The organism is Chryseobacterium sp. NG-CE01 (genome assembly GCF_055695505.1).
In genome coordinates this window covers 3,696,358-3,722,219 of sequence record NZ_CM146369.1, presented here as the reverse complement: position 1 = coordinate 3,722,219, position 25,862 = coordinate 3,696,358, and the positions used below count along the sequence as shown (strand labels likewise).

The 25,862-nt window shown below is 36.9% G+C and carries 24 protein-coding genes; 18 read left to right on the top strand and 6 right to left on the bottom strand.

Features of this window, described 5'->3' with window-relative positions; genetic code table 11:
• The first annotated feature begins 48 nt into the window (after positions 1–48).
• The 18 genes from ACYT6F_RS17090 to ACYT6F_RS17005 all read left to right on the top strand — a co-directional run bounded on the left by ACYT6F_RS17090 (position 49) and on the right by ACYT6F_RS17005 (position 20,283).
• Positions 49–2,040 carry a type IV secretion system DNA-binding domain-containing protein gene (locus ACYT6F_RS17090; protein ID WP_472598829.1) on the top strand — a complete coding sequence of 664 codons (1,992 nt, stop codon included), beginning with the start codon at positions 49–51 and terminating at the stop codon, positions 2,038–2,040.
• Entirely contained in the window at positions 2,040–2,855 is an 816-nt protein-coding gene (locus tag ACYT6F_RS17085; protein ID WP_472598828.1) for a M23 family metallopeptidase, read from the top strand. The genes ACYT6F_RS17090 and ACYT6F_RS17085 overlap by 1 nt, the downstream gene beginning before the upstream one ends.
• A gap of 35 nt (positions 2,856–2,890) precedes the next feature.
• On the top strand, positions 2,891–3,586 hold the full coding sequence (locus tag ACYT6F_RS17080) for a hypothetical protein (RefSeq protein ID WP_472598827.1): 696 nt from the start codon (positions 2,891–2,893) through the stop codon (positions 3,584–3,586).
• A gap of 56 nt (positions 3,587–3,642) precedes the next feature.
• Positions 3,643–5,298: a hypothetical protein gene (locus ACYT6F_RS17075; RefSeq protein WP_472598826.1), complete on the top strand. Its 1,656-nt coding sequence runs from the start codon at positions 3,643–3,645 to the stop codon at positions 5,296–5,298.
• Positions 5,299–5,364: 66 nt separating this feature from the next.
• Positions 5,365–6,048 carry a hypothetical protein gene (locus ACYT6F_RS17070; protein ID WP_472598825.1) on the top strand — a complete coding sequence of 228 codons (684 nt, stop codon included), beginning with the start codon at positions 5,365–5,367 and terminating at the stop codon, positions 6,046–6,048.
• A 303-nt stretch (positions 6,049–6,351) separates the two neighbouring features.
• Positions 6,352–6,612: a helix-turn-helix domain-containing protein gene (locus ACYT6F_RS17065; protein ID WP_472598824.1), complete on the top strand. Its 261-nt coding sequence runs from the start codon at positions 6,352–6,354 to the stop codon at positions 6,610–6,612.
• 21 nt (positions 6,613–6,633) lie between these two features.
• Entirely contained in the window at positions 6,634–6,966 is a 333-nt protein-coding gene (locus tag ACYT6F_RS17060) for a hypothetical protein (protein ID WP_472598823.1), read from the top strand.
• Between the two features lie 815 nt (positions 6,967–7,781).
• Positions 7,782–8,105 carry a hypothetical protein gene (locus ACYT6F_RS17055; protein ID WP_472598822.1) on the top strand — a complete coding sequence of 108 codons (324 nt, stop codon included), beginning with the start codon at positions 7,782–7,784 and terminating at the stop codon, positions 8,103–8,105.
• Positions 8,102–8,935 carry a hypothetical protein gene (locus ACYT6F_RS17050; RefSeq protein ID WP_472598821.1) on the top strand — a complete coding sequence of 278 codons (834 nt, stop codon included), beginning with the start codon at positions 8,102–8,104 and terminating at the stop codon, positions 8,933–8,935. Before ACYT6F_RS17055 ends, ACYT6F_RS17050 begins: the two co-directional genes overlap by 4 nt.
• Positions 8,936–9,412: 477 nt before the next feature.
• A complete protein-coding gene (tssD, locus tag ACYT6F_RS17045; protein ID WP_472598820.1) occupies positions 9,413–9,817 on the top strand; it encodes a type VI secretion system tube protein TssD in 405 nt (134 codons plus the stop codon).
• A 343-nt stretch (positions 9,818–10,160) separates the two neighbouring features.
• Positions 10,161–12,179, top strand: coding sequence for a type VI secretion system Vgr family protein (locus ACYT6F_RS17040; protein WP_472601134.1), 2,019 nt, complete (start codon positions 10,161–10,163; stop codon positions 12,177–12,179).
• Position 12,180: 1 nt separating this feature from the next.
• Positions 12,181–13,008, top strand: coding sequence for a hypothetical protein (locus tag ACYT6F_RS17035; protein WP_472598819.1), 828 nt, complete (start codon positions 12,181–12,183; stop codon positions 13,006–13,008).
• Positions 13,005–13,271 (top strand): hypothetical protein, encoded by a 267-nt coding sequence (locus ACYT6F_RS17030; protein WP_472598818.1) that lies wholly within the window; start codon positions 13,005–13,007, stop codon positions 13,269–13,271. Before ACYT6F_RS17035 ends, ACYT6F_RS17030 begins: the two co-directional genes overlap by 4 nt.
• Positions 13,272–13,277: 6 nt before the next feature.
• Complete coding sequence (locus ACYT6F_RS17025) at positions 13,278–14,825, top strand: PAAR-like protein (protein ID WP_472598817.1); 1,548 nt, start codon at positions 13,278–13,280, stop codon at positions 14,823–14,825.
• 15 nt (positions 14,826–14,840) lie between these two features.
• Positions 14,841–15,302 (top strand): hypothetical protein, encoded by a 462-nt coding sequence (locus ACYT6F_RS17020; RefSeq protein ID WP_472598816.1) that lies wholly within the window; start codon positions 14,841–14,843, stop codon positions 15,300–15,302.
• 1,171 nt (positions 15,303–16,473) lie between these two features.
• On the top strand, positions 16,474–16,950 hold the full coding sequence (locus ACYT6F_RS17015; protein ID WP_472598815.1) for a DinB family protein: 477 nt from the start codon (positions 16,474–16,476) through the stop codon (positions 16,948–16,950).
• A 504-nt stretch (positions 16,951–17,454) separates the two neighbouring features.
• Positions 17,455–18,945 carry a gluconokinase gene (locus ACYT6F_RS17010; RefSeq protein WP_472598814.1) on the top strand — a complete coding sequence of 497 codons (1,491 nt, stop codon included), beginning with the start codon at positions 17,455–17,457 and terminating at the stop codon, positions 18,943–18,945.
• A 15-nt stretch (positions 18,946–18,960) separates the two neighbouring features.
• Positions 18,961–20,283 carry a gluconate:H+ symporter gene (locus tag ACYT6F_RS17005; RefSeq protein ID WP_472598813.1) on the top strand — a complete coding sequence of 441 codons (1,323 nt, stop codon included), beginning with the start codon at positions 18,961–18,963 and terminating at the stop codon, positions 20,281–20,283.
• 163 nt (positions 20,284–20,446) lie between these two features.
• On the opposite strand, the gene gwsS is transcribed toward ACYT6F_RS17005, so the two are convergent.
• The 6 genes from gwsS to ACYT6F_RS16975 form a co-directional block, all read right to left on the bottom strand.
• Positions 20,447–21,571 carry a grasp-with-spasm system SPASM domain peptide maturase gene (gene gwsS / locus ACYT6F_RS17000; RefSeq protein ID WP_472598812.1) on the bottom strand — a complete coding sequence of 375 codons (1,125 nt, stop codon included), beginning with the start codon at positions 21,569–21,571 and terminating at the stop codon, positions 20,447–20,449.
• Positions 21,568–21,771 carry a hypothetical protein gene (locus ACYT6F_RS16995; RefSeq protein WP_472598811.1) on the bottom strand — a complete coding sequence of 68 codons (204 nt, stop codon included), beginning with the start codon at positions 21,769–21,771 and terminating at the stop codon, positions 21,568–21,570. Before ACYT6F_RS16995 ends, gwsS begins: the two co-directional genes overlap by 4 nt.
• A 1-nt stretch (position 21,772) precedes the next feature.
• On the bottom strand, positions 21,773–22,657 hold the full coding sequence (gene gwsG / locus ACYT6F_RS16990) for a grasp-with-spasm system ATP-grasp peptide maturase (RefSeq protein WP_472598810.1): 885 nt from the start codon (positions 22,655–22,657) through the stop codon (positions 21,773–21,775).
• A gap of 58 nt (positions 22,658–22,715) precedes the next feature.
• Positions 22,716–22,967, bottom strand: coding sequence for a hypothetical protein (locus tag ACYT6F_RS16985; protein WP_472598809.1), 252 nt, complete (start codon positions 22,965–22,967; stop codon positions 22,716–22,718).
• A gap of 14 nt (positions 22,968–22,981) precedes the next feature.
• Positions 22,982–23,908 carry a hypothetical protein gene (locus tag ACYT6F_RS16980; protein WP_472598808.1) on the bottom strand — a complete coding sequence of 309 codons (927 nt, stop codon included), beginning with the start codon at positions 23,906–23,908 and terminating at the stop codon, positions 22,982–22,984.
• 409 nt (positions 23,909–24,317) lie between these two features.
• Entirely contained in the window at positions 24,318–25,859 is a 1,542-nt protein-coding gene (locus tag ACYT6F_RS16975; RefSeq protein WP_472598807.1) for a vitamin K epoxide reductase family protein, read from the bottom strand.
• Between the last annotated feature and the right edge of the window lie 3 nt (positions 25,860–25,862).

Genomic DNA, 25,862 nt, shown 5'->3' with positions numbered 1-25,862 from the left:
GTCCCAATTTTTAGATCTCCTAATCACTTAATTTTTTAATTAAAGAAAATGCAAGAACAACAACATCAGATCAAAATCTACGGATTCCTGCAAAAGGCAGTCTATGCTGTGGTAGCATTAGATTGTGCTTCTCTGTTTTACCTGAATGCCGACGTCCCTGTTGTTTCCAATCTTCTGAAGAACTTCTCAAAAATGAGTTTTATCTATCCTCCGATCAATGCCAAGTTTGCCACATTGGTTTTAATAGGATTGGTGGCAGTAGGAACCAAAGCTAAGAAAAAGAAAGATCTCAATATTGCTACCGGAATCATCATTCCAATGGTTTTGGGACTGGCAATGATGTTCAGCGCATTGATCTGGCAGGAAAAAGCAGGAAACACCGAACTTCCCAAAATATTCCCGGGAATGAATCTTTATCAGGTCTTCTACGCAGTTCTCTCCTTTCTGGGAGCAGTTATCCTTCAGATGGGTGCCGACAGCATTTCCAAGATGATGCAGCAGAAAATGGGGAAAGACCGATGGAATGTGGAAGAAGAATCATTTGACCAGAACAAAGAGCTGGTTAATACCGATACAAGTATTAATATCCCTTACCTGTTCCGGTATAATGGTAAAATCAATAAAGGCTGGATCAACATCAATCCGTTCCGTGGAACAACAGTGATCGGAACACCTGGAAGCGGAAAGTCCTTCGGAGTGATCAACCCTGCTATCCGGCAGATGATCGCCAAAGGTTTCTGCCTGTGCATCTATGACTTCAAGTTTCCGGACCTTGCGCAGATCGCTTATTATCATTATTTAATCAAGAAAAGCAAAGATTCGGGATACAATTACCAGTTTCACATCATCAATCTGAACGAGGTCGAAAAATCAAAACGGGTCAATCCTTTTCATAAAAAGTATATTCAGACTTTGGCTGAAGCGCAGGAAATGGCAGAATCGATGGTGTCCTCATTACAAAAAGGCGGAAGCAGTTCGGGCGGCGGCTCGGATGCATTCTTTACCCAATCTGCCATCAACTTCCTTTCATCCTGTATTTACTTTTTTGCCAGACTGGAAAATGGGAAATATTCGGATCTTCCCCATATTCTTGCCTTTATGAACCGAAGCTACCAGGAAATTTTTGATACACTGTTCACCAATGAAGAGATCGGTTCTCTACTGTCTCCATTCAAAACAGCTTATGACAATAAAGCTTTCGACCAATTGGAAGGACAGATCGGAACACTGAAAATATTCCTGTCCCGACTGGCAACCAAAGAAAGCTTCTGGGTGTTTTCAGGCGATGAAGTGGAACTGAAGATTACCGACCGGGAGAACCCGTCCATCCTGATCTTAGCTTCAGACCCAGGAAAACAGGATATTAATTCTGCTTTGTATTCATCGGTGTTAAACCGAACCTTGCGACTGATCAATTCCAAGCATAACGTGCCGGGAGGCATTGTCGCAGACGAATTTCCAACCATTTATATTCATAAGATCGATAATGTGGTGGCAACCGCTCGAAGCAACAGGGTGGCTGTCTTGCTCGGTCTTCAGGAAATCCCGCAGCTAAGGCAGTTCTACAAAAAGGAAGTGGCGGATACCATTTCTGCCATTGTCGGAAATATCCTTGCCGGTTCGGCGAGGGATAAAAATACGCTGGATTGGCTGGAAAAACTATTCGGGAAGATCAAGCAGAAATCCTACTCCCAATCCATCTCGCAGCAAGGCACCACAACCAGCATTAATGAAAAGATGGATCATATGATTCCCGCCGGAAAGATTGCAGCCCTGAAAACAGGGGAAATGGTCGGGATGATTGCTCAAGGCGAAGAAAACGATACGGCTGAATACAAGACATCGGCCATTCACGGAAAGATCAGTCTGGATATGAAAGCCATTCGAGACGAAGAACAGAACTACGTTCCGATGCCGGTCTACTATTCATTCACGGACAAAACGGGAAGAGACCGGAAAGAGGAAATTCTGATGACCAATTTCCGGAAGATCAACAAGGAAGTGGAACTCATTGTCAATGAATTAATAAAATCAGTCTAATGAAAACATTTAAAACATATGTTGTTGTCGGATTGCTCTTTTCCTTCCATTGCTTTGTATATGGTCAATTCAATACGATTACGCCTGCATCTCCACATAAAACAGAACATCCTCAGGTAGCGAACAAGAAAGAAGAGACTAAGAATCTGAAAAAGCAAACGGGCAAGAAATTCTGGAAGAATCTATTGAATGGAACACGTAAAGTTGACCTGAAAAAAGAATTGGATTCCCTGAAAACTATGATTAAAGAAAATTCCATATCCAACAGCAAAAAATGGGATATGCAAAAATTGAAGGATTCATTAATCTTGGAACTTCAAGGTCAATTTATTAACAAGGCACCGCATGATTTCAGAAAGAGATCGGCAGAAGATGAATATCCAAAGATTACGATGCCGCTGGACAGATCAATTTCCGTTACATCACCCTACGGCACAAGAGTGCATCCAATTTCCGGAACATTCAGAATGCACAATGGCATCGACCTGAAAGCTTACTATGAAAATGTATATGCTGTGATGGATGGAATCGTCACCGAAACCGGCTGGGATCCGATGGGTGGAGGCTACTTTATCAAAGTAAAACATTATAACCGCTTTGAAACAGCCTACCTGCATCTCTCAGAAATCTATTATAAAGCCGGTGAGTTCGTTAAAGCGGGATTCGTAATCGCAAAAAGCGGAAATTCCGGAAATTCAACAGGAGCGCACCTGCACTTCGCCGTCCGAGAAAACGATAAATACATTAATCCTATCCGTTTTCTCAATGAGCTTATCCAAGCGAATGATCGGCTTGCTGCAGATTATCACAACTAAATACTCTTATACCCTAACATAAAAAACATCATTATATGGAAAATCACAATTTACCGACCGAAGACCTGAAAACTTACGGCATCATCAAAGAAGACCTGACATTTTCCGAAAAATTAAGTACTGAAGATGTCCGAAAGTTTCTACAGGGTTACACGATCGTCGCAGACAATGACAGGAACCGTGCTACTTTTCAGCTCACCGACAATAATATGCAGCTAAAGGTCATCTTTCTTGAAAGGGACAAAAGCCTGTCGGAGATTCTGAAACAAAGCAAAGAAAAGGTCCAATATACGGATATTAAAGACCTGTCAAAATCTCCGGCTGATTGGAACATCGAAAAGAAAGCGTTCATTTTCGATAAGGAAAACAACAAAACAGTGGAATTCGATTGTATTAAAAATGCCACCGAACTCACCGCTATAATCGCAGATCAGAAGGATCTGCAGGAACTGGGCCGATATAAGTCCGAACTGCAGAAGCTGAAAAATTACCTCTCTGACAAAATCGACCAATACCCGGAGATTGCCAAGGCAATTGCGAATGACATCAATATTTTTTCCAGGAAACTCGATTCCGTGACAAGAATCTCTATAGAAGATAAAAGAATGCGAAACTCTATTAATTCCGATGTTCAGATAAATGTCAACGACAGGGATCGGTATGAAGACGCTAATCGGGTACGGGAGAATGAGGAACAGCAGCAGGAAGAAAAACGAAGATTCAGGAGATAATCCTTGGCCTTTACCATTCCTAAAAAATATGTAAACCTTACCTAACAAATGTAAAAATGGATTTATTTGAAGAATACAACAAAGTTCCGGAAGAATTAAAGACAGTTCTGGATAAATGGCAGAAAAAGGAAGCCTGCTTTGGACTTGATTACAAGGATTGTAAAACGTTCCAGGAAGAATGTGAAGCGGTCGGATACACTTTTGACTACCAGCTAGATGGTCAGCCTTTTGATCTACGCCCCATCCATACGGAAATGAAACCATCCCAAAACGGACTCATTAACCGTCAAAATCTCAGTACTCAACTGGGAGAACACCTAACACCCGCATCAGATCTTCCAAAAGGCTGGAGCTGGAACGACTATGATGATGGCAGTGGTTCCCTGAAAAGTCCAAATGGCAGGAGTTACTACAGCTATGATCTGCAGACCCAGGAATACAAATTACCGTACGGTAAAAACGAGTGGACGGACATGAAAGACCGATCTGAAAACCCAAAAAGCCTGAATGAATTTAAAAGCTTTGCAGAAAACGACCTAAAAGAAAAAGCCCAGCTCGGCCATCTTTCTCCAAAGCTCTATGAACAGGAAATTAATGATTTGCTGAATCACAGAACTATTACAAAAGAGCAAAAATTTATACTGGACGACTTAAACATCAGCCCACACCAAAGGGAAAGCTACTCGGAAGAGAAAGAATTCGGAACAACCAGCGGCGATTACTCGCTAACTGAACAACAGTTAAGACAACTACCGGATTTCATTGATGGACACCAGCTATCTAAGAATGATAAATACGAATTGGCTTATGGCTTACTTCAAAAACAGCAGTTTGCAGAAGCCTACTCTATATTGCCGGGAGGTGAAATTATCAAAATGTTCCTGGACGAAGAAGAGATGTCGGCTTACAGGCCATTATCAATCGACGAAGTGAAATATAACAATCAAAACCACAACATTATGGAAACACAAAATGATTTCGACCAGGTCCAGTACCTGAAAGACCAGATGAAGTACCTTGGTTTCGGCGAAGGCGAACAGCTTCATAAAGATTTAGAAAAAGGAATCGCTGCTAAAAAACAGCAGTTCGAAATTAAAACCGGTTCCGACAAAGTTCTGCCCGGCAATAAGGTGGATTTTACCCTGAAATTCAACAAAACAGACAGAGGTGGCATTTTTCTCAACTCCTACCACGCCAAACTAACAATGGAGAACAACGAGGAGCGTACTCACAATTTTCCGGTAAGCAAAGAGAATAATTTTACCGCTAAGGAAGCTATTAATCTTCTGGAAGGACGCAGCGTGAAAAATGAATTTCTGAATCCTAAGACGAAGGAAGAAGGGACCGCCTTTGTGCAGTTTGATTTCAGTCACCCAAAAACCGAAAAGGGAAACTATTACTTTCAAAACTTCTACGAAAATTATGGCGTGGATACCGCCAAGATCGTAGAAAAAGCGGAGCTGGTTTTTGACAAGCCGGAATGGAAAGAAAATACTATAAAATCACTGGAGAAAGGAAATATCGTCAAAGTAAAATTTAAGCAGGATGATTCCCTCGTAGAAGGAAAAGCGGTTCTTGATCCTCAGTACAGGAATCTAAAACTTTATGACAACGATATGACCCGGCTGAATGCCAACAAACCTCTGGAAGGTTTGGAACAGGACAACAGGCACGAAAAAAATAACGTGAAAGAGCAAAGCATCAAACGATAAAGAAATCTGACCAATGTCCGAAAGCGGCAGGACTCCTGATCTACCGCTTTTTTAAAATCCAACACGATGAAAATAAAATTGATACCTTTTATATTGCTTACGACGATGTTGATCGTAAGTTCCTGCCATAAGGAAATCAAATCCAAAAAAGGAGGAATTGACCTGATCTCCAACGTTTATTTTGATGCCTCCAGGGGTCTGGACCAGATGCAGAGTTTTCATATTTCTAAAATGAGCTATTCTGAAGATCATTTAATAGAGATAGTTCCCGACCGAACCTTTCCCGAAATCAACAAGCAACTGTTTCTGATAAAAGATTCCTTGTACTATCCGCTTCTTTCCGAAAATAAAGCAACTATCTTTTCGAAAGTTGTCTTTAAACAAAGACCGCTATCGGTATCGGAGAAGAAAGAAGGTGCGGTCTTTTCAAAAGAACATATCGCCAATTACAGGAACAGAAGAAAGTTATCTGATACCATTTTGTTTGGAAAACAATACAAACGTTTCGAGATCAACTCACCTTGGAACTACACCCGGTTTTATATCTATCCCACTGACACGATCTTACCCTATGCATTGTATAGACATGCTGAACAGGATTATCGCGGCAGGCTGGAACGTATCGATTCTTACAACAAGAAGACCGACATTTTCGTCACCCTCCAATTGATCCCAAGAAAAAACTGGGACGAGGCCGCCAAAGAATTATTTGAATTTAATCATTTTGTAGAGCGAAGTAAAAGTGAATGAGAATTTAGAATTTACTCATGATCTATCACAAAATCGAAATAAATCAAAATAAATCAAATTGTCCCTGTAACTAAGAGAAATGATGATATTACCCAGGGCTTAAAGAGTTCCTTAACGAACAGGAGATAGTGATCGTGTAGTATTGTCTACGCCCACTTTTTATACCATTTCAATCTTTTTTATTAGCGATACTTTTAAAACTAATTGTTTTTAATCTTAAGTACATTTTTAAAGTTTAGTACTATTGTTTTAGAGATTTCAATATCGCAATTTTGCTTTAGTAATATTCAAAAAGAATCAATCATGATTATAAATCTCATAACAAAAGAGGATCTTCAGGAGTTTAAAACCGAGCTGCTGGAAGACCTACAAAACCTTTTTCAAATCAAGATTTCCCAACAGAAATTATGGCTCCGCTCCTCAGAGGTCAAAGCACTTTTGAAAATTTCCTCCGGAACATTGCAAAACCTTCGCAACAGCGGGAAATTATCTTGTACCCGAGTCGGCGGGACAATATATTACAATTTCAAAGACATCGAAGAAATACTTAAGAAAAAGCAATGATATTTCTCAATACTGAAACCAATGAATTATATCAAACACCTTACAGTTTTTTATGAAAAGGTGGCTCGGGATACTACGCTTAATCCATCACACATCAGCCTCTATTTAGCCTTATTCCAATTCTGGAACTTCAGCCGTTTCCGAAATCCGGTCAGAATTTCCCGCGATGAAGTGATGCGTATCAGTAAAATCCGCTCAAAAGCCACCTATCATAAATGCCTGAAGAATCTGCATTCTTCGGGCTATATTGATTACCAGCCGTCGTATAATCCGTTTCAGGGAAGTCAAGTTGTTATGCTGGATTTTGCGGGGGAATTAAAACCTCATATGAAGCAACAAAGAACAAAAAAATAGATTGTACCAAACTTTTTGAAATATATGTTGAGCATTAATACTCAACATATATTTCAAAATCATAAATACTGATTTTCTTAATTATATAATTTTGTCAGGGCTTGCAGCTAAATTATGAAACGCAGTCTCGTAATTTCATACTTTGAGATCTTTGTAACTGACTAAATTTTCAAAAAAATGTTTGCCAATCCGAACAAAAATCTCTATTTTTACTACGTAAAATTATTACATTGGATTTTGCCGCTTTTTGCCAATGTCCTATTTAGGGCCACTTACAAAGATGCTACAGCAAACGCTTATCAATAAAGCCATGAGGAATGGGTACAAAATCCCTCACTCTCCGCCAGGTTAGAAACCAAAATAAGCTAAAACGCTGTAAACATCAATGTTTACAGCTTTTTTTGTTTTAGCGCAGTATCAAAAAAAACAAAATAGGTCACGATTTATATGTCCTATTTCGTGTCCCATTCCAAAATCACAAAAATGGGTCACGAAAAATCAATAAAAACCCGACCAATAGGCAGTCCAACGATTGTACATCTTGCAAAAAGTGGTAACAAAAAGTAAATTATTAAACAATTAAAGTTATCATACAATGAACAATTGTAACAGCAGAGAGTTAATCTAAACGGCTTGGAACTGACATTGAGAAAAGAATGCTCATTCCTATCTTTTCAAGAGCATAATGATAAAGTAGAAGCATTAGTCGGTCAGTATTTTGCCCCGTGAACATTGGAGCGCTATAAAACATCTTTAAAGCATGCACAGGAACTCATTAATTGGAAATATAGGACCCCGATATTGACATTATTATCGTGGGCATTATCCTATTGCCTGTCATTGCTGCATCCTGCGGTAAAAGTTCTAATTCCAAAGTAATCAACGAGAAAGATTTTTCAGTCAGCCACCCCGACTGGAAAGTTTCAGGTGACACAATTGTGAAACCGTTTGATCTGAATTTTCAAGACACCAAAGAGCCTTTGAAAGTATCATGTACTGCTTCAAAGGATCCCTCGGGATGCCTGCAGGTTAGCTATGCAGGGATCAGACGGGTCAATGCTGATTCCGAATTGCACATAGAAGGTACAATCCGGCCGAATGAAATAATGTGTAACTTTGAGCAAAGCAGCTATGTATGAACATAAATAATAAAAAGTATTTACTATCGAATTATGTTTTCGTTTTAGGAGTATTATTATTACTTGTAAATGATCAGGTTTTAAAGTTTATTTATCCAAATTTCATTACAGGAAAATTATCTGATATTTGCGGTATAATAATATTTCCATTTTTTCTAGCATTTATTTTTCCAAAATTGAAACAAAATAGTGTCTATGCTGCATTAATAATTTTTGTATTTTGGAAAAGTGAATATTCGCAAGATTTAATTGATTTCTATAATGAATATTCCTTTATTGAAAGTACGAGAATTATCGATTATTCGGATTTATTTGTAGTATTATTATTACCATTTCCATATTATATAATAAAAAATATTAATAAATTTCAACATATATTTATTACCAAGCTAAACCCATATTTCGTTTTCATCCCTTCTTTGTTTATTTTTATTGCTGAGTCTCCGCCTCCAAGCTTTTATTATACGATGAATAATGGAAATCTAAAATGTTATAAATGTAGTATAGTTGTTAGTTACAATAAGGGTAATGTAATAAATAAATTAAAGGAAAATGGAATTGAGTTTGATTCCGTTAAACCGATTTATTATAAAGGTGTAATTGATTCGACCAGTGGGGCCAGAAAATATATTAAAAATCAATTGATTATTGATAAAGATACTTTGAGAAATATTAATATGACTATATTTCCTCTGCAAAATAATAAGACCAAAATATACTTTAATGGGATGAATGTTTCCCAAAATTTGAAGAGCAATAAAAAGTTAGAAAGAAAGCTAAGAAAACATTATAAAAAAGTAGTTTTTAATGAAATAAAAAGCATTCTTTAAAGAAACTTTTTAATAAATATTTGTAAGGCTGGAGAGGTGATTAGGAAAGTAGGAAAGCGAAACTATATGGATGGAAATTCTTAAAAATAATCCCGACGTTAGCCGGGATTATTTTTTATTACTACAATATTATCTGTTGTCTCACATGGCATTCTTTGATTCTTAGATTTTTCCGATAGGTCCGTAAAATACTGAACAATCTTAATGTTCCGTATAGTTGTATTCAGAACTTTTCAAACGCTGAAACTGACGCTGTGAGGGCATCTTGCGACATAACTCCGGTAATGCCGACATTATTGATCAATACATCCAATCTTTCTGTTTTTTTTCCAAGGATCATACGGAGATTTTTTACAAATCGTAGAATTACTACAAATTTCAAAAAAAAGTGAAAAAAATAATTTCGTATTTAAAAGCGTATTATCTTTGAAATACAAATCAACTCACACATTATTAACGTATTAAAATTTACTTATCATGGCCGCAAATTCAAGAGGAATCTTAAAATTCAACGGTGGAGAAGGACAAAAATTATTAAAGCTTAATTACAGCGTTTCAAGATCTACAGATGTTTCAGGACGTGTAGCTTCAGATCCTTCCAATGCAATTATCAAATTAACGGTTGAGGCAACAGAGAAATCGGATATCCTTGAGTCATTACTAAATGGGAAATACAAGCCAACTTCAGGTGAAGTGACATTTAACAAATCTCACGAAGAAGGAACATTGATTACCTTGAACTGGGAAAATGGTTATGTCATCCAGCACGAAGTTGAATTTGATGCTGTCGATGAAAACTCAATGCTGATCAGCTTTGTAGTCAGTGCAGAAAAAATCAACTATGGAGGAGGCGCTTACGAAGGTATGTGGCCAAGCGCTTAATTTTCCATTACCAAAGATTTACAATTACAACAAAATAGCATGCTTAATCAGGCAGGCTATTTTGCCGTTTAGAGAAATGATGATGCAGATATGTATAATTTACATCTAATTCGTTCTCTTGTCAGATAAAAAAACAAATTCACGAATAGAGAAATATGAAATGCTTCAGATTAATAAATCTTCAAAATCTAAAGTTCCATCGGAACACAATGATACAGATCCTTTAAAAGCAGTAAAAGGACAGGCAATCACTATAGCAGAAGAAAAAATGGTTGGGGTACATCAAAATAGCCTTGGGGTCTTACATCTTGCAGGATCAGTTCAAGCAGCTTCAGGAATGTTCATGAGTCAATTTACTCACTCAAACAATCCTACAACGATATCGGATAAACTGTGGGCTAACCAGCCAACTTCGAAAATCCATAATGCGCCGGCAATCCCAACAAGTCAGATTTCAGGGATTAATCGGGTTGTGAAGCTCGATGTCATTATCGAAGGGAAAGAAATAAAATACTTCAAGCATTTTAAGCTCGTTCAAAGTGCCATAAAACATCACAAATTCAGCATCACCTTAGCACATGATACGTTAGGCAATTCCGAAAATCACAATCTTGAAGAGGCTCAAAATTTCCTGGGGAAACGGCTTACTGCTGTTTTTAAGTATAAAGATGTTTTGGAAGGGCCTGAGAGAATATTTGTTGGTGTTATTACTTCCGTAGGTTTTAGTCAGGAAAAGGGTAGTTTGGGTAATATTGTTTTGACAGGCTACAGCCCAACAATTCTTTTAGATGCCGCACCACATATTCAGAGTTTTGGCGGAAGACAGGAAATTAGTTTGAACAGTATTGCAGATCAGGTCATTAAAGAGGGTCTTGGGGCAAGTAAATTTGATTACCGTGTTGATTCTAATTATGGGAACATTTCCTACAGCTCTCAATACGAAGAAACCCATTACAACTATTTAGCGAGAATAGCTGAAGCATATGGTGAACAGTTTTTCTATGATGGTGAAGTTCTTCATTTCGGTAAACTCCCGCCACAGGAGGAACCTGTAAGACTTGTCTACGGAAGCAGTGTAAGCGACATACAGATAACAATGCAGGCACAACATGTTAAACCATCCTTTTATGGTTATAACAGCAGTAAAAATGAAAAGCTGACTGCCGGAGATTCAAAAATAAGCCATGTATCCGATATAGCAAGACGGGCATACGAAATATCTGAAAAGACATTTACTACTCCCTCATTAAGAATTGCACCCATTAAAGCTGCATCATCAATGGATGTCGAAGCATCACAAAAAGGGGCAGCAGGAAGCAAAGCTTCCGGTGTCTTTGTCACTACGGGCAATACAACGGTCCCTTTTCTTTATCCTGGGTGCGCAGCCGATATCGAGATGAGAAAATCAGACACCAACCAGACATCGTATTTTACAAAATTATTGATAACAGATGTCATTCACGAGGTAGATGCACGAGGGTATTACACAGGAAGTTTTGAAGCTATTGCTGCAGATTCAGGATATATTCCACGTCCTGAGTTTGAAATTCCAAAAGCAGAAGCACAGTTTGCTAAAGTGATCTCCAATACAGATCCGCTAAACCAGGGAAGGGTTCAGGTACAGTTTGACTGGCAGAACGGACAGGATACTTCAGAATTTATCCGTGTGATGACTCCTGATGCGGGAAGCAGCGACAAGGTAAATAAAAATCGTGGTTTTATGGCAATTCCTGAGGTCGGTGACCAGGTGATTGTGAATTTTGTTCATCAGAATCCTGATCGGCCATTTGTGATGGGTGGGATGTTTCATGGCGGAATAGGTGCAGGAGGCGGTGCTGGCAATAACATCAAAAGTTTAAGCAGCAGGAGTGGAAATAAGCTGGAACTGAATGACGGTGAAGGTTCTGTATTCTTGACAGATCAGGGCGGAGCAAACATGAAATTTGATGGAGCAGGAAATGCATCGACCAACGCAAACAACAACAAGACTGTTACTGTTGGAAATAATAATACCGTAAATGTAGGAAATGTTAGTTCTATAAATGTAGGAGGAAAAGAAGGTGGTGGCGCAAATTCTATGTTAAAGATGGATAGTGCGGGAAATATTACTTTAGAATGCGATACAAACATCACAATTAAAACCGGCAGCAGTTCCATAACACTTACGACCGGCGGTGATATAACCATTGAAGGTCTTAATGTAAAAGTGATTGGAAAAACGAGTACTGAATTAGGGAAAGCTTCAGCAAGTCCTGGAATTAAAATCGATGCAGACATTAACATGAATGCCGCTAAAATAAATTCTTCCTCCTCAGGACCTACAAATATTAAGGGGGCTGACGTTGAAATTAATAAGGGATAAAATGTGGAATAGTGATGACCAAATTGTAAGTTCCAGAAATTTCATTCTTCTGCGTGAGGAGCGAAGCCAGTTTCAGGGATTGAGAAATGAGAATTTCGTGGAGATTCATCTCAAAGCATCTGCATTTAAAAGCGAAAATGATACCTACAGATTTTCGGTAGAAATAACTTCCTTTAAACAGAGCAATGCAGAGGGTATGTTTAAATGGGTTGGCGATTTACATGAGCTTCGTGAGAAAGTCGTTTTTTCTCTTGATGAAAATGGTCAGCTCGGGAAAATTCATAATCTGGAAGATCTTCAGATGAAATGGAAGGATTTAAAACCAAAAATTTTCCTTAAACATAAAGACGAGAATTACAAAAATCTTTTAATATCTGGGGTTGAAAAATTATTACAGGATGACGAGAGATTATCTGAGACACTTCGACATTCAATGCCTTATATATTGTTATTTCCCGGAATTCAGAATAAAGAATTTAAGAAAAATGAAGTGGTTAAGGGGCATCGTAAAATACCCAATTTTATTGCAGCCAAAAACATCCCGATTATAACTGACGAAGTGCTTACGGAAACTGATGAGGGAAAGTATGAAATTAATGTGACTGGAGTAATTGACGAAGAAAATTTTGAGCAGAATAAAGTAACAGCCATGCTGAGGATTCTCAAAAACCGACCCCGTGTTCCTACAATGGTAGAATTAAAATATCTTGAAAGATATCTTTTGGATGATTGGCCGTGGAGCTCACAGAGTATGTGTATGAGTCTGGTGCAGATACCCGGTTCTATGTATTACGAAGAAAAAAATATACTCAAAATGATTACCGCATGAGTTATATATTAGAAGACATTGTATTTCAAAATGACCGATATTTTTTATTGTTTTCTGATGTCAAAGCACTGGAACTTACCGCGTTTTCAGGAGAAAAATATATCATTGGTGAGCAGGAATGCATGGGAACGTTTTTTCATTGCGCAGTTTCAGAGATTTTAAAATTTCCGGACAGGATTGTTTTAGAAACGAAAGAAAATCTGAACAATGCCGAAAATAAGTTCCGTAGAAGTAAAGTAGTTAAAATAGCCACCTCCACATAACAAACCATGGCAAAAAAGTACGTACCAGAAGGGGCTTTTACGGCTTGTAACAAAGGTACAAGTCCTTCCACCCTCAGAGTGAGCAATAATAAGAACACTACCATCTATAGTGTTCCTATGGCTTCAGAATTGGATTTTTTACCATTTTTCAATCTAAAGCCGATGGGATTCTGTTCCAGCCCTATGAAATGGCAGACAGGAATTACCTGTCTGCCAACGGTTACAGGATGGCAGAAGCCAAAAGACGGAGTGAAAATAAATGGAAGCAGAATGCTTTTGGAGGATTCCTATTGTGATTGTATATTTGGAGGTAAAATAAATATCTTTTTCGACAGGGCTGCAGCAGTGTCTTTCGGTTTAGGAGAGGGAAAAATGCCTTCAGAATATATTAAAGAAGGCTTTGACTGGCTGGAACAGAAAAGTAAAGAATCAAGGGAAGCCCGAGACAGCTTCTTACCCGACTGGATGAAACCGGTAACCGGAGTAACAGACTGGATAGATGATCTGGGGACGGGTTTGGTAGAAGGAGCTGTAAATGGTGTTGTCGGCTTAGGTGAAACTCTTTATCAGGTAGGGCAAGATCCTGTAGGAACTGCCGAAGCCTTAGGCGGAATGATAAAAGACGGTGCTACTGCAGCATGGGAAGGCGCCGGAAATGCCTATGATTGGGCAAGCAAAGGAGAAAACTGGAGCAATGCCGCAGATGGAGCCTGGGACTGGGCAAGTGACGGACAGAATTGGGCAGATGCCGGCAACGCAACGGTACAGAGTGTAAAGGATGCAGGAAGCTGGGTGGCGCAAAACCCACAAAAAATTGGAACTACCGTTGGTGAATTTGTCCCTGATGCTGTCGCAGCGGCATATACTGCGGGAGGTTCTTTGGCATTGACAGGAACCAAAGTTGCCGGAAAAGAAGTACTTGAAGAGGCCGGAGAACGTGCTGTGAGGGAAGCATTGGAAGAAAGTGCGGAAAAGGCAGGTAAAGAAGCTTTGGAAGCGGGTGCAAAACGCAGCACTGCTGAAGTGTTAGAACAATTGGCAAAAAAAGAAGGTGCAGATCTTGCGAAAGTTACTGATGGATATGTGGATGATATTGCAGAGCAGGTTGTAAAGAAACCATCTAAACCAAAATTAAAAGCGGGCACACCAGAACATAAAGCTGCTCGATGGGAAGCATACCAAAAAAGAGGAGGTAAATGGGATTATGATAGATGGAGCAAGCAATATGATGCCAATATGAAAAATGCACAGCATGGTTTGGCGAGAGAGCAAGCATACCGTGATCAATTAGGTGGAAAAAGTGAAACCGTAAAAACACCTCATACAAATAGACAAATTGATATTAGCAAACCTGATGAAATGTATGCAGGACAATTAAAAACTGGAAAAATGTCTTTGAATAAACAGGCGAAAATTGATATTGCAAAGGATGCAGCCATGGTAAAACAAGGATATCAAGTTGAATATATTTTGGAAAAAGGTGCCTCACAGCCATTTCTTGATGCGTTAAAAGCAAACGGAATAGATTATCATATAGGTCCTAAAATTCCTTAACCAATAATAATTATTATGAGCATAGAAAATTTAACAGTAAAAGAATTAGAAGAGAAATTTGATAACTTTCTTTTTAATATTGATGATTATATTGAAGATTTACAAGATAAAGCTGCAAAGCAGCAGTTAAATCTTGATCTGTCCGTACAGAGTGTTGACGATTTAGAAAAATTTATATTAAAAAATAATATTTCTGTTGACAGTGATGAATATAATGACTGTTCCGCATATTTGGGGGAAGTGGTTGTAGAAAACTTTGAGGGAAAATGGATTTGTAATTTGGACAAGGAAAATAATTCTCTTTATTATGGCTTTCCTGTGGTTACAGCTCATTCAAAGGAAGGTGTGCTATTCTCACCATTTCATGTTGTGAAGGCATTCATCTTAAGAAAAAAAGAAAATTTATTTATTGATGCCATTAAAAGCCAAGTTGAACCAACTGAAATTGATTGGAGTAAATATCCTAGTGAAGAATAAAACCGGCCGCCTGAGGGGCGGTTTTTTTATTGAGAACTTATTGCAGACATATCAACAACTCTTCATTCTCCAAAATCAATAATTACAGTCAAAGGATTCCAAAGATCCTTGTCCGACGATCCTCTGGTCGCTGGTTCAGAGAACTGGATACTGCGTCATTTCCCTGACTACGATGGTCCGGTTCACTGAGCTCCACCTTCCTGCTGATATTCTCCCCAGTACTCCAATATAGGCGATTAGTTCCTTACTGGCCTATGATCGTATCGCCCGATAGTGCATAGAAATATCGCGGGCTTTTATATTAACTGATGCATGTAGTTATTCCATTACATGAACTTCCATGTTCCACTACATAGAAACTTTTATACATGCCGTAGATTTGTATTGTTCAAAAGAGGACAACTGAATAAGTATAAAAAATAAATAATACGATGTGAGGTCAGAATTTATTAAATAGATAAAATATATAAAACGTATCTGCTTGGAATATAGTATCAAAGGAATGATTTTATTTGTTAACCAATTACTGGCTTAAAAGATATGCAGCTGTAAGATATAATTCAGGATGCAAGAAAATGTAGTCCTGACTGAAGAGTTTTTTTCATATTAATATTTTGTGTTTTCAAAGGCTTCCTACGGGAGGCCTTTGATTTTGTATCTATTGATACGATATTGATGATATTCAAAATCGTGGAAATAAGTAACTGTTAGCTGTAAGGTAATTAATAAAGCACACTAAAAACATTCAGTAATTAGCCATTTTATATCTTTTTTAAAACTGTCACATCTCAAAAAAATGATAAAAATGAATCATATAAAATGATCTCAGCCTTTACAAAGATATGGTTGCTCCCACAGCTGTTCAATAAATTTTCGGTAATCGAGGTAGGAGAGTATGTATCTTTACAGGCATAAAGGAAGATACAAAACAGGTGGAATCCCAAAACGTGGTCAAACTCATCGATTTTACTGGGGTTCGGGTACGTCAATCTAGAACGGTTCCGAAATTGAAGAGGCTCAATATTAAAGATTTATTCTGTTGCAATTGGTAAAGCTAACGACGAAAAGTATTTCCAGTGATAATGGCGACATTTTTGCTTTAAGACGAGTTGATAGATTTCAGCTGCATATCAAGAATTTTTCGTAATTTTTAAACTGATAACAAGAAATTATGGCAACAACTCAAATCGAAGATATTATAAAGCAACTTAATGATTTGCATGATGGTGACGTATGGCTTGATGAAACTTTTGCAAAGAAATTTGAACAGATCAATGAAACGGATGCGTTTACCCGGTCGCTGCATGATCTGCACAGTCCTGCTGAATTAATCTCACACCTTATTGTATGGCGCAGGATTGTTATGGGCCGGTTAAAGGGTGCGGTGGTTCGGTTGGAGCTGGATGATCCTTCCAATTGGAAAACCAATGATGAATTGCGTCCCGCCGGATGGGAAGCACTTAAAAAAGATCTGTACCAAAGCAAGCAGGAGATTATTGACATTCTGAAAAGTAAAGATGATACCTATCTCGATACCATTTCAGCCGATTATGGGAAAGACTTCCGGTATTTTTTGCAGGGGCTTATCCATCACGACTTGTACCATATGGGCCAGCTGGGTATTTCTGTAAAGTATTTAAAAAAGTAATTGACTGACGGCCACTCTTTGGCTTTTAATTGTCCGCATTCGAAAAAAACAGTTATCCAACAGCACAGGAGAAGCAAATTTTCCGGCAGTGCAAAACAAACTCTTACATATATAACTCATAAAACAGTCCATCATTCATATTGTACTGCTCGTTATGGACTGCGATGAAGCGCTTAATTATTACTTTAACTTTAATCAGTTTTTTATTTGATTTCCCGTCCGGTGCTCCGAATTTGTTCTTGCAGACCTGTATGGATTAAGGACCGTACATTTCCTCGCTTGATGATGATAGAGGGCTATGCAGAGATTATGAGCTGATAATGCAAAATTCCGAAAAATATGATCAAATTGCTGAATGTTTTGAGTATTATACCGGTCTAATAAATATAGCAGTTTTAGAAGTTACATAATGAATATATTTACATTTACGTTTTTGTCTTATAATGACTGTCAACGTATTGCAGAACTTTTGTATATTTAACAATCACCTCACAAAAAGATTATATGATAATAGGATTGGATATTGGCACTTCATCTACAAAAGCCGTTGCATTTGACCTGGAAGGTAACGTTTTGGCAACACACAGTATATCTTATCCTATACTCAATCCTTTAGAAGGATATTACGAGCAGGATCCTGAAGTTATTTATAGAGCGTGTATTGATTCCGTTTCGCGTGTGATGATCGAATTACAGGACCTTAATAAGACGCTGCAACCGATGTGTATTTCTGTTAGTAGCGCCATGCACGGATTAATAGCTGTTGACAAATCGGGCAATCCACTCACAAATTGTATCATTTGGGCTGATCGTAGAAGTGAAGATATAGCTAAGGGACTGAAGGCAGATGAAAAAGGACGACTGCTATATCAACAGACCGGCACGCCCATTCATCCCATGTCTTTGCTCTGTAAATTAATATGGATAAGATCCAACGATGAAGAACTGTTAGTTCGGTCCCATAAATTTATTGGCATTAAGGAATTTCTTTTTTACCGACTCTTTGGCAGCTATCTGGTTGACCATTCCATTGCATCCGCTACGGGACTATTTGACATACACCGATTAGCATGGTCGGACTTGGCGTTGCATTTAGCAGGAATCTCTGCCGAACAACTATCGACGCCCGTACCTGTTGATCATGTTACAAGATTGGTGGATCCAGATATCGCCGCCTCTATGCACATCCCCGAAGGTACCTTATTTGTTATTGGCGGCAGTGATGGTTGTCTGGCCAATTTAGGAGTAGGGGCTGTGAAACCGGGAGTGGCTTCTGTAACGATTGGCACCAGCGGAGCGATACGGGTAACCTGTCCTCTGCCAAACCCAGAGGAAAAGCAACGGTTATTTAGCTATCTCCTCAGACCGAATGAATATATCGTTGGGGGAGCTGTTAATAATGGGGGGATTTTGCGGAATTGGTTTCGAGATACCTTCTTAGATGAATCGACCGAAAACATACAGCATAAGGATGCTGACGCTTTATTAAACGAAATGATCGATTCCATCGGTCCGGGATCAGAAGGCTTGATTTTTTTGCCCTATTTAACCGGTGAACGTGCTCCGCACTGGAATTCCAATGCAAAAGGCGTTTATTTTGGAATACAGTTGCAACACACCAAAGCCCACTTTGCTCGTGCAATGATGGAGGGCATGCTTTTCGCCATCTATAGCGTGGGAATTGCGTTGGAGGAAAACACTGGCCCCATTCACCAGATATATGCAAGTGGCGGTTTAGCACGTTCGCAGAATCTGGTTCAAATGTTAGCGGATATTTTCAACAAGCCTGTTTTCATTAAAAACACTGTAGAAAGCTCTGCATGGGGAGCAGCACTCATAAGTATGGAATCATTAGGAATTGGGTTTAAGGAGAGAGTCACAGAGGCAGATAATGCTGAACACTTATATATGCCGAATGGGGAAAATCATGCGGTCTATGTAAGAAATTTTGAACAATTTCAGCGACTTTACCATAAGCTAGAAGATGAGTTTTAAATTAAATCAACCGCTATGCCTTTAATAATTATCGTATTTGGAGTAGTTATGCTACTCATTTTAGTAACTGTAATCAGACTAAACACTGTATTTTCACTGCTTATAACTTCTATCGCTGTTGGCTTTGCCATGCGAATGAGCGTTGGGGAAATTCTTAAATCTGTTGAAACTGGAGCAAGTACTACTATGGGACAATTGGGACTTTTGCTGGCCTTTGGATCAGTTCTTGGGAAATTGATGGCAGAAGGCGGTGCTGCAGAACGTATTACAACGGTATTGACAGCGGTATTCGGCAAAAAGAATTTACCGTGGGCCATGGTGCTTACCGGCTTTTTGGTTGGCATACCGTTATTTTACAATGTTGGATTTATCGTATTGGTGCCATTTGTTTTTATGGTTTGTGCGTCTAACAAATTGCCTATGCTGTACGTAGCCATTCCACTATTGGCGGCGCTATCGGTAACGCATGGTTATCTGCCTCCCCATCCCGGAGCTATGGCCATAGCGCTTACCTTTAAAGCTGACATAGGCTTGACGATGGCCTATGGCGTTATAGTGGCGATTCCTGCAATTCTTATTGGCGGACCTTTATTTGGACGGACTCTTAAAGGCATCGCAACTAACCCGCCCCCGGAACTTTTTCCTAAAAAGCGTCCGGCTGATAAAGGAAAACTTCCGGGGTTTGGAATTAGTCTGTTCACAGGCCTGTTTCCAGTATTGCTGATTGCGTTGGGATCTTTTTCTTATTTGATATTGCCGGAAACGTCACTTTGGCTGAAAGCCCTAAAGTTCGTAGGCGATCCTGTTATTGCGTTAATGATTGCCTCCCTATTGGCTATGTACACGATGGGCATTCGTCAAGGTAAAAGCTTAAAACAACAGTCGGAAAGTGTGGAAGAAGCCTTCCGTGGCATAACCATGATCCTGTTTATTATTGCAGCTTCCGGCGTTTTCAAACAGATACTGGTGGATAGCGGCGTAGCCAACTATATAGCGAATCTGACAAACGATCTCAGCCTTTCGCCGCTAGTACTAGCATGGTCCATCGCTGGGATTATCCGTCTGGTTATCGGTTCAGCTAGTGTCGCGGGGCTTACGGCGGCTGGTATTATGTTACCTATCGTACAGGCCGGCGAGGTTACTCCGGAATTGATGGTCTTGGCAACCGGCGCTGGCAGCCTGATGTTTTCACACGTTAATGATCCGGGTTTTTGGATGTTTAAATCTTATTTTGGAGTTAGTATAAAGGATACGTTTCGCTCCTGGACGATTATGGAAACCCTAGTGTCCATTACTGGATTAGCTGGCGTGCTAATATTACAATGGTTAGGAATTTAATATTAAATGGATTCTATTCACCGAGATGTTTTGTATAGGATAAGCTCTACTGCAACGACGTAGATTATTACTCTAAGTTGAACAGATAATTATTTCTTGTTTAGTTAAATATTAGATATCGTATTCATGATTCCAACCATCGACCTCCAATAAAGTAATTATATTAAATAGATGTTTTAACAGATGACGAATCAATTATTGTTACCAGCCCATAATATTCAATTTCTTTTTTCTTAAGTGGGCTTATGTTCCATTCTTCCCATTCAGACGTATATGGATTATAACCGCATTTTAAAGGTTTGGATGTATCTATATGATCGGAAGATATGTGAGTTCTTTCAGTGAATGCCCTGCAATCTGTACAGACATAGCGAAACTCACAGTCTTTACAAGTTTGAATGTCATCTTTTGTTATGGTCCAATACTTTTTGAAGTTATCATTCTTTAGCGCATTTTGTAATGACACTTCCGTTATACTGCCGAAACTTTCTGGCATCGCTGGACAGTTTTTTATATTTCCTTTAACGTCAATACTGATTTTTTTGTGGAGACAAGAGTTGTGGTTGATTGCTTCTAGTACCTTTGGGAAATTTGTATTAAAATATTTTGTATGGACTATCCCGCAATGCTTAAATGAATTAATGTTCTTCTGCGTTAAAATTCTGTCAAAAAGAATTTCTTTGTCCCAAGCAATGAATTTTTCAAACGGCGAATTATAAAAAATGACTTTTGTAAGTGATGATATGGTAGAATTTAACTCTTTAAAAAAATTATCATTTACTGCTTCATGGTATTCAGAAATAATTTCAATTGAGCTAATTCTTGTTTCAATAAAATAATCTATAATTGACTTAAGTTTTTGACTATCAATTTTTTCGTATATAAACAAGATCAAATTTTTACATTGTAAATCATTTAGTTGTTTCGCTACTGAATGCAATTTGTTATCGACAATACTAGAATATTCTATTATCGCATTGGTTATCTTTTTTGGTTCAATAAAATCTGTTTTCAAATTAGGAAAATTGTTAAACTCGTCTATTGTATCACAAAAGAATCCGAATTCATTAACGATAAGATAATCAATATACTCAGAGATTGTTTTTCTATTGTCAGTTCCATAATATATGTATACATCCTCAATTGAAGTACAGTTATTTAATTTGTCAATGATTTCAACAAAGTCATTAGGAATGATTATATACGTCTGCCGCTGTAAATCACAGATAAGAGATTGATTAAATCCTTTTGTAATAAGACAATTAGCAAACAGCTTAAAATACTTCATAAAATTCTTATTAGTGGCTTATGTGGAGGAGATACTTGAATATAGAATCGAGTGCTTTTATTAATTAAAGTTTTATTTACTCGAATTGTTTTTTCTTCTTCTTCATTGAGTTTTACAATTTTTAAATATTGAAACCCTACAGGAAGTCTACTCTTGTTTTTTTCAATTGAATCTTTTATATTAAGAATTTTTTTTTCCATATTAATATACTAAATAGTCAACAACATGCTTTTCTAAATTATAATTGCATGGTAGTGATACCATACCAAATTGCCCTACTGGATTTACTTCTAGAAAGACATATTTATTTTCTGGGGTAACAATCATATCTATAGAACCTGTATTTAATAATAAATCACGCATCAACTTATCTATGCTTTCTTCAATATTTTTTGGAAGTGAATATGGCACAGTTCTATTAGGTTTTTTACTGTTATAATTTCTAAAATCGGTTTTTGTTTGTTCATCATTTTGCGAAAAAATAGCCATCGTCCAAATCTTGCCATGCAAATAAAAAATCCTTAATTCATATTTTTTATCTATATATTCTTGGTAGAAAGATAGTCCGGACTGGTGTTCTCCTTCTATTTGTTGTACAGGTAGAATAAATCTGTGTTGGTCGAAGTCAAAATATGTATTTCCGTTCACACCTTTACTGATATATTTTTTATCATGCATACAGAAATTTTCCAAAAGATAAAATTTCGGAACTAGTAAATTATATAATTTAGCTTTTTCAAGAACTATTAATTTATTTACGTGAATTCCTTGAGAACTTCCGATTTTATTTAAATTATCCAATCTAAAATTTACATACTCTTCCAGAATTAAATCATTCTCTCTCAAATATAAGTTAAGGTCATTTTCTTCGTAAAAGTCCGTTTTTAAATAAAATTTACCTCTCCTAAACCAGACGGACTTGATTTTACTTAAATGATATTGATCCTGTCCAACGATTATTGAATCATCATTAAACTGAAGATTGTCACTCCTAAATATTACAAGATGTGATATACTGTAGCTTTCTAAGAACTCGCATACCCTTAAAGTGGTACTATCACTTATTTCTGAAAAAATTAAAATCATGTGTAGAAAAAAGCTGTTCAAATTATGTTTGAACAGCTAAAATTAATTTGTTATGTTATTAACAGAGACCAGGACCGGTACCTGTTCCTCCAATAATATCACCGTCTCTTCTTGTAACGCTGTCGCATTGACCAGTAGGAGGATAAGGGCCTGTTTTGCCAGTAGTCCTCTCATTTGTCCATTCACCACCTACATCTCCTATATCAGTACTAGGTGGTAATGGGCCATCGGCTCCAAAGACATTTTCCATCTGTTCTTTTTTCATTTTTTGCTCCTGCTCGAACTGTTTAATTGTTTTTAAGTTTTTCATAAAGTTGTTATTTATTAATTTGACATAACTTTTTTCTTAAATTCCTCATATTCTAATGATGGTAAGCCAATTGCTTTTCTGTTAGCATTGATTTTTTTCTTATCTGCTGATTTTGGGACCGCAATAATTACAAAGTACTCTATAGGTTTGTTGTTGATCTCATTTCTCCGATCTTCCATCATTGCATAATTAAAGGGATCACATGTTCCATTTTTAATTAACTTAGGCAAATGCTTTTTAAAATAATGATAATCTCCATTATAAGCTATATGATTAAAAATTAAGGATAAGAATATCTCTGAGGATTTTCCTTGCAGACGATACCCGCCAACAATTTTTTCATTAGGAAAACCGACTGTTTCAATAATTTCCTTCAGTCGTTGACTGTGTAATGAATCAACTTTTTTTATACTATCATTGTTGTTTGTGAGTCTAACCTCCTGATCTTTCCGTGTCATATCACCCAATTCATTTCTCAAATTAATGTTGATTTTGCTGACATTTCTTGCGACAATTTTTTCAACTTCATCTCTGGTGATCTTAAACTCTTCTAAAATCTTAGCTATGCTTCTGTCTTGGAATATAGCATCAACATCGTACGCCTTTTCATAAAGATAATTTTCAACATCTTTTCTACTAACTTTTGAAACTTTACTCTTAGAAATCAAATATTCTCTTGGTACATTCACAGTCCAGCCATTTACAGGATAGTATTTGTTAAGTAGGCTATCTAAAATTTTGTAGGATTTATCGTAGTTTTTTGTGATATACAAACTATCTGCTCTATAAATTTCGGAGTAGTAGGGTATGTAATTTTTATTGTTTTGAAGATTGATTCTATCAGAATAATTCTCCGATTTCGACAGCTCAGTATTTGGACTACTTCCACAACCCGTAATAATTATTGCGGCAAAGACAATGAAAAGTGTTGAGAAGTTCATATTTTGTTAATATTAATACTTGGCGCTGCTAATTTAATAATAAGTCCTGGTTCAAGCAAATGATTAATAATAAAATTTAGATTTTTGTTTATGACTCTATCATCAGAAAGGTAATTGTTTTCACCAGTCCTTGTTTAAACTCAAAAATTTCTGCAAGTTGTCTAATGTTGAAGTTTAATACAGGCGCTAAAAATTTAATAAAATCATATCTTTTACTTTTCAATTGCTAAATGTGAACTTTATCAGAAAATGTGTAATCGCTGCCTGGTAGGGTAGACATTGGCTTAAAGTCCATTTTTTCTGCCAATGTTTTACACCAGAGATAGGTTTTTTTGATGTTTTAAAAAAAGTAACGGGACTTTATGATCTTTACTAATGTGGTATTTTCCAATCTTAGGATGAAGATACATCAGTTTACTATTCGGCCTATACTACTAAACATGAAATTAAAATCTGCATCATCAACCAACTTATCAATAAAGTAATATATGTCTTCTCTATCATAAATTTTAGGAAACACATACCCATTGATAAGTATTGTGGGTGTAAGGTCTAGTCCCGCCATCATATTTTCGATTCCAATTTCAGTTATTTCACTTAAGTCAATCGCTGATCGTGAATCAGAAATTTTATTGATTCCAATTATATTCTTGATGTCAAACCACCTATCTACTATTTCTATAAATTGATGTTCAGATTTATTATCATAATTCCATTTAAAGTGTGAAAGTAACTCACTATACTCGCTATCTTGACTCTCATCTACATAATTAAATCGTATTTGAGCAGAAACATCATTAGGGTATCTCGCAATTAAATCCATAACTAACTTATGTGCATTCTTACAAAAACTACAATATGGATTAGAAATTAACGAAATATGAATTTTCGCAGTTTTTTTTCCTAAAAAGAATGTTTTAGTACTTTTAAATTTTAGCTGATTTGACTTTAGAAGTTCATGTTTAAAAATGTTGTAATTTCTTATGAATCTCATATTCTTAGAACTTGATTTTTTATATTCTTCTCTTTGTGTAAGTATGCTCTTAAGGTATGTTATAGAAAGGAATATTGATGCAAATAATATGATAAAAATCATTGAAAATGTTATATCAAATGTAGTCCAGGTAAAGCATAATGTGCTGATTGATATTTGTAAAATTAAAATTGTATTTATTATCATACAGACCTTGCAAAGTAATTTTTCTACAAAAATCTGGACAAAAAATGAGTACGCAATTGCAGTAACAGATAACAAAGCTGTAATTTTTATAACAGAAGTAAAAAAAGGAAATAATAGACCGATAAACATAGTCGTTAAAAAATATACTAAACTAATATCCGAAATCTTTAAACCTAATATATTAGTTTTGTCGGAATCAAAAATTTTATTACATGAAGTTTGAAAAGATGCTGAATTATTGTCACCACAAATATTTGCGACAATTGATGATTCTGTTCCAAACTTCTGTTTAAAAAGTTCCTTGGAAATAAAAATTCCAACTAAAGAAAGTATGTTAAACAAAGTTTCGTACCATGTAAACTTAATTATTGAATATAGAATTACAATAGTATAGAGAATGTAAAGTATTATATTAAACGTGGACGCTACTTTTGCATCTTTATTTTCAATATTTTCAAATAGTATTATGAGATTTGTGGACTTTTCATATAATTGATTCTTTGTTAAACTCGTCATTTTTCCAGAGTATATTTTATAGTCTTTTTCCTCTTTTTTAACTAGTGAAAAAGTGTCATCAACAATACCTATATATTCGTCAGGTAATTCATCCCAGAATTCCTTTTCCAGTATGTAAGCTTCGTTTTTAATACCTAAAAGATTAAGGGTGTCACTAAATGCGAGATTTGAAGGGTAATCAGGATGAGATTCAAACTGATAATGAAATTCTTGTTTATCTAAAGAAAGTTTTTTTAGCAAGCTACCTATTTTCATAAT

Coding starts and splice junctions, on each gene's coding strand:
- ACYT6F_RS17015 (WP_472598815.1), top strand. CDS start 16,474: ATGGCAACAACTCAAATCGAAGATATTATAAAGCAACTTAATGATTTG.
- ACYT6F_RS17030 (WP_472598818.1), top strand. CDS start 13,005: ATGAGTTATATATTAGAAGACATTGTATTTCAAAATGACCGATATTTT.
- ACYT6F_RS17060 (WP_472598823.1), top strand. CDS start 6,634: ATGAATTATATCAAACACCTTACAGTTTTTTATGAAAAGGTGGCTCGG.
- ACYT6F_RS17080 (WP_472598827.1), top strand. CDS start 2,891: ATGGAAAATCACAATTTACCGACCGAAGACCTGAAAACTTACGGCATC.
- ACYT6F_RS17025 (WP_472598817.1), top strand. CDS start 13,278: ATGGCAAAAAAGTACGTACCAGAAGGGGCTTTTACGGCTTGTAACAAA.
- gwsG (WP_472598810.1), bottom strand. CDS start 22,657: ATGATTTTAATTTTTTCAGAAATAAGTGATAGTACCACTTTAAGGGTA.
- ACYT6F_RS17050 (WP_472598821.1), top strand. CDS start 8,102: ATGAACATAAATAATAAAAAGTATTTACTATCGAATTATGTTTTCGTT.
- ACYT6F_RS17020 (WP_472598816.1), top strand. CDS start 14,841: ATGAGCATAGAAAATTTAACAGTAAAAGAATTAGAAGAGAAATTTGAT.
- ACYT6F_RS16980 (WP_472598808.1), bottom strand. CDS start 23,908: ATGAACTTCTCAACACTTTTCATTGTCTTTGCCGCAATAATTATTACG.
- ACYT6F_RS17010 (WP_472598814.1), top strand. CDS start 17,455: ATGATAATAGGATTGGATATTGGCACTTCATCTACAAAAGCCGTTGCA.
- ACYT6F_RS16975 (WP_472598807.1), bottom strand. CDS start 25,859: ATGAAAATAGGTAGCTTGCTAAAAAAACTTTCTTTAGATAAACAAGAA.
- ACYT6F_RS17085 (WP_472598828.1), top strand. CDS start 2,040: ATGAAAACATTTAAAACATATGTTGTTGTCGGATTGCTCTTTTCCTTC.
- ACYT6F_RS16985 (WP_472598809.1), bottom strand. CDS start 22,967: ATGAAAAACTTAAAAACAATTAAACAGTTCGAGCAGGAGCAAAAAATG.
- ACYT6F_RS17035 (WP_472598819.1), top strand. CDS start 12,181: ATGTGGAATAGTGATGACCAAATTGTAAGTTCCAGAAATTTCATTCTT.
- ACYT6F_RS17040 (WP_472601134.1), top strand. CDS start 10,161: ATGAGTCAATTTACTCACTCAAACAATCCTACAACGATATCGGATAAA.
- ACYT6F_RS17065 (WP_472598824.1), top strand. CDS start 6,352: ATGATTATAAATCTCATAACAAAAGAGGATCTTCAGGAGTTTAAAACC.
- gwsS (WP_472598812.1), bottom strand. CDS start 21,571: ATGAAGTATTTTAAGCTGTTTGCTAATTGTCTTATTACAAAAGGATTT.
- ACYT6F_RS17005 (WP_472598813.1), top strand. CDS start 18,961: ATGCCTTTAATAATTATCGTATTTGGAGTAGTTATGCTACTCATTTTA.
- ACYT6F_RS17070 (WP_472598825.1), top strand. CDS start 5,365: ATGAAAATAAAATTGATACCTTTTATATTGCTTACGACGATGTTGATC.
- ACYT6F_RS16995 (WP_472598811.1), bottom strand. CDS start 21,771: ATGGAAAAAAAAATTCTTAATATAAAAGATTCAATTGAAAAAAACAAG.
- ACYT6F_RS17075 (WP_472598826.1), top strand. CDS start 3,643: ATGGATTTATTTGAAGAATACAACAAAGTTCCGGAAGAATTAAAGACA.
- ACYT6F_RS17090 (WP_472598829.1), top strand. CDS start 49: ATGCAAGAACAACAACATCAGATCAAAATCTACGGATTCCTGCAAAAG.
- tssD (WP_472598820.1), top strand. CDS start 9,413: ATGGCCGCAAATTCAAGAGGAATCTTAAAATTCAACGGTGGAGAAGGA.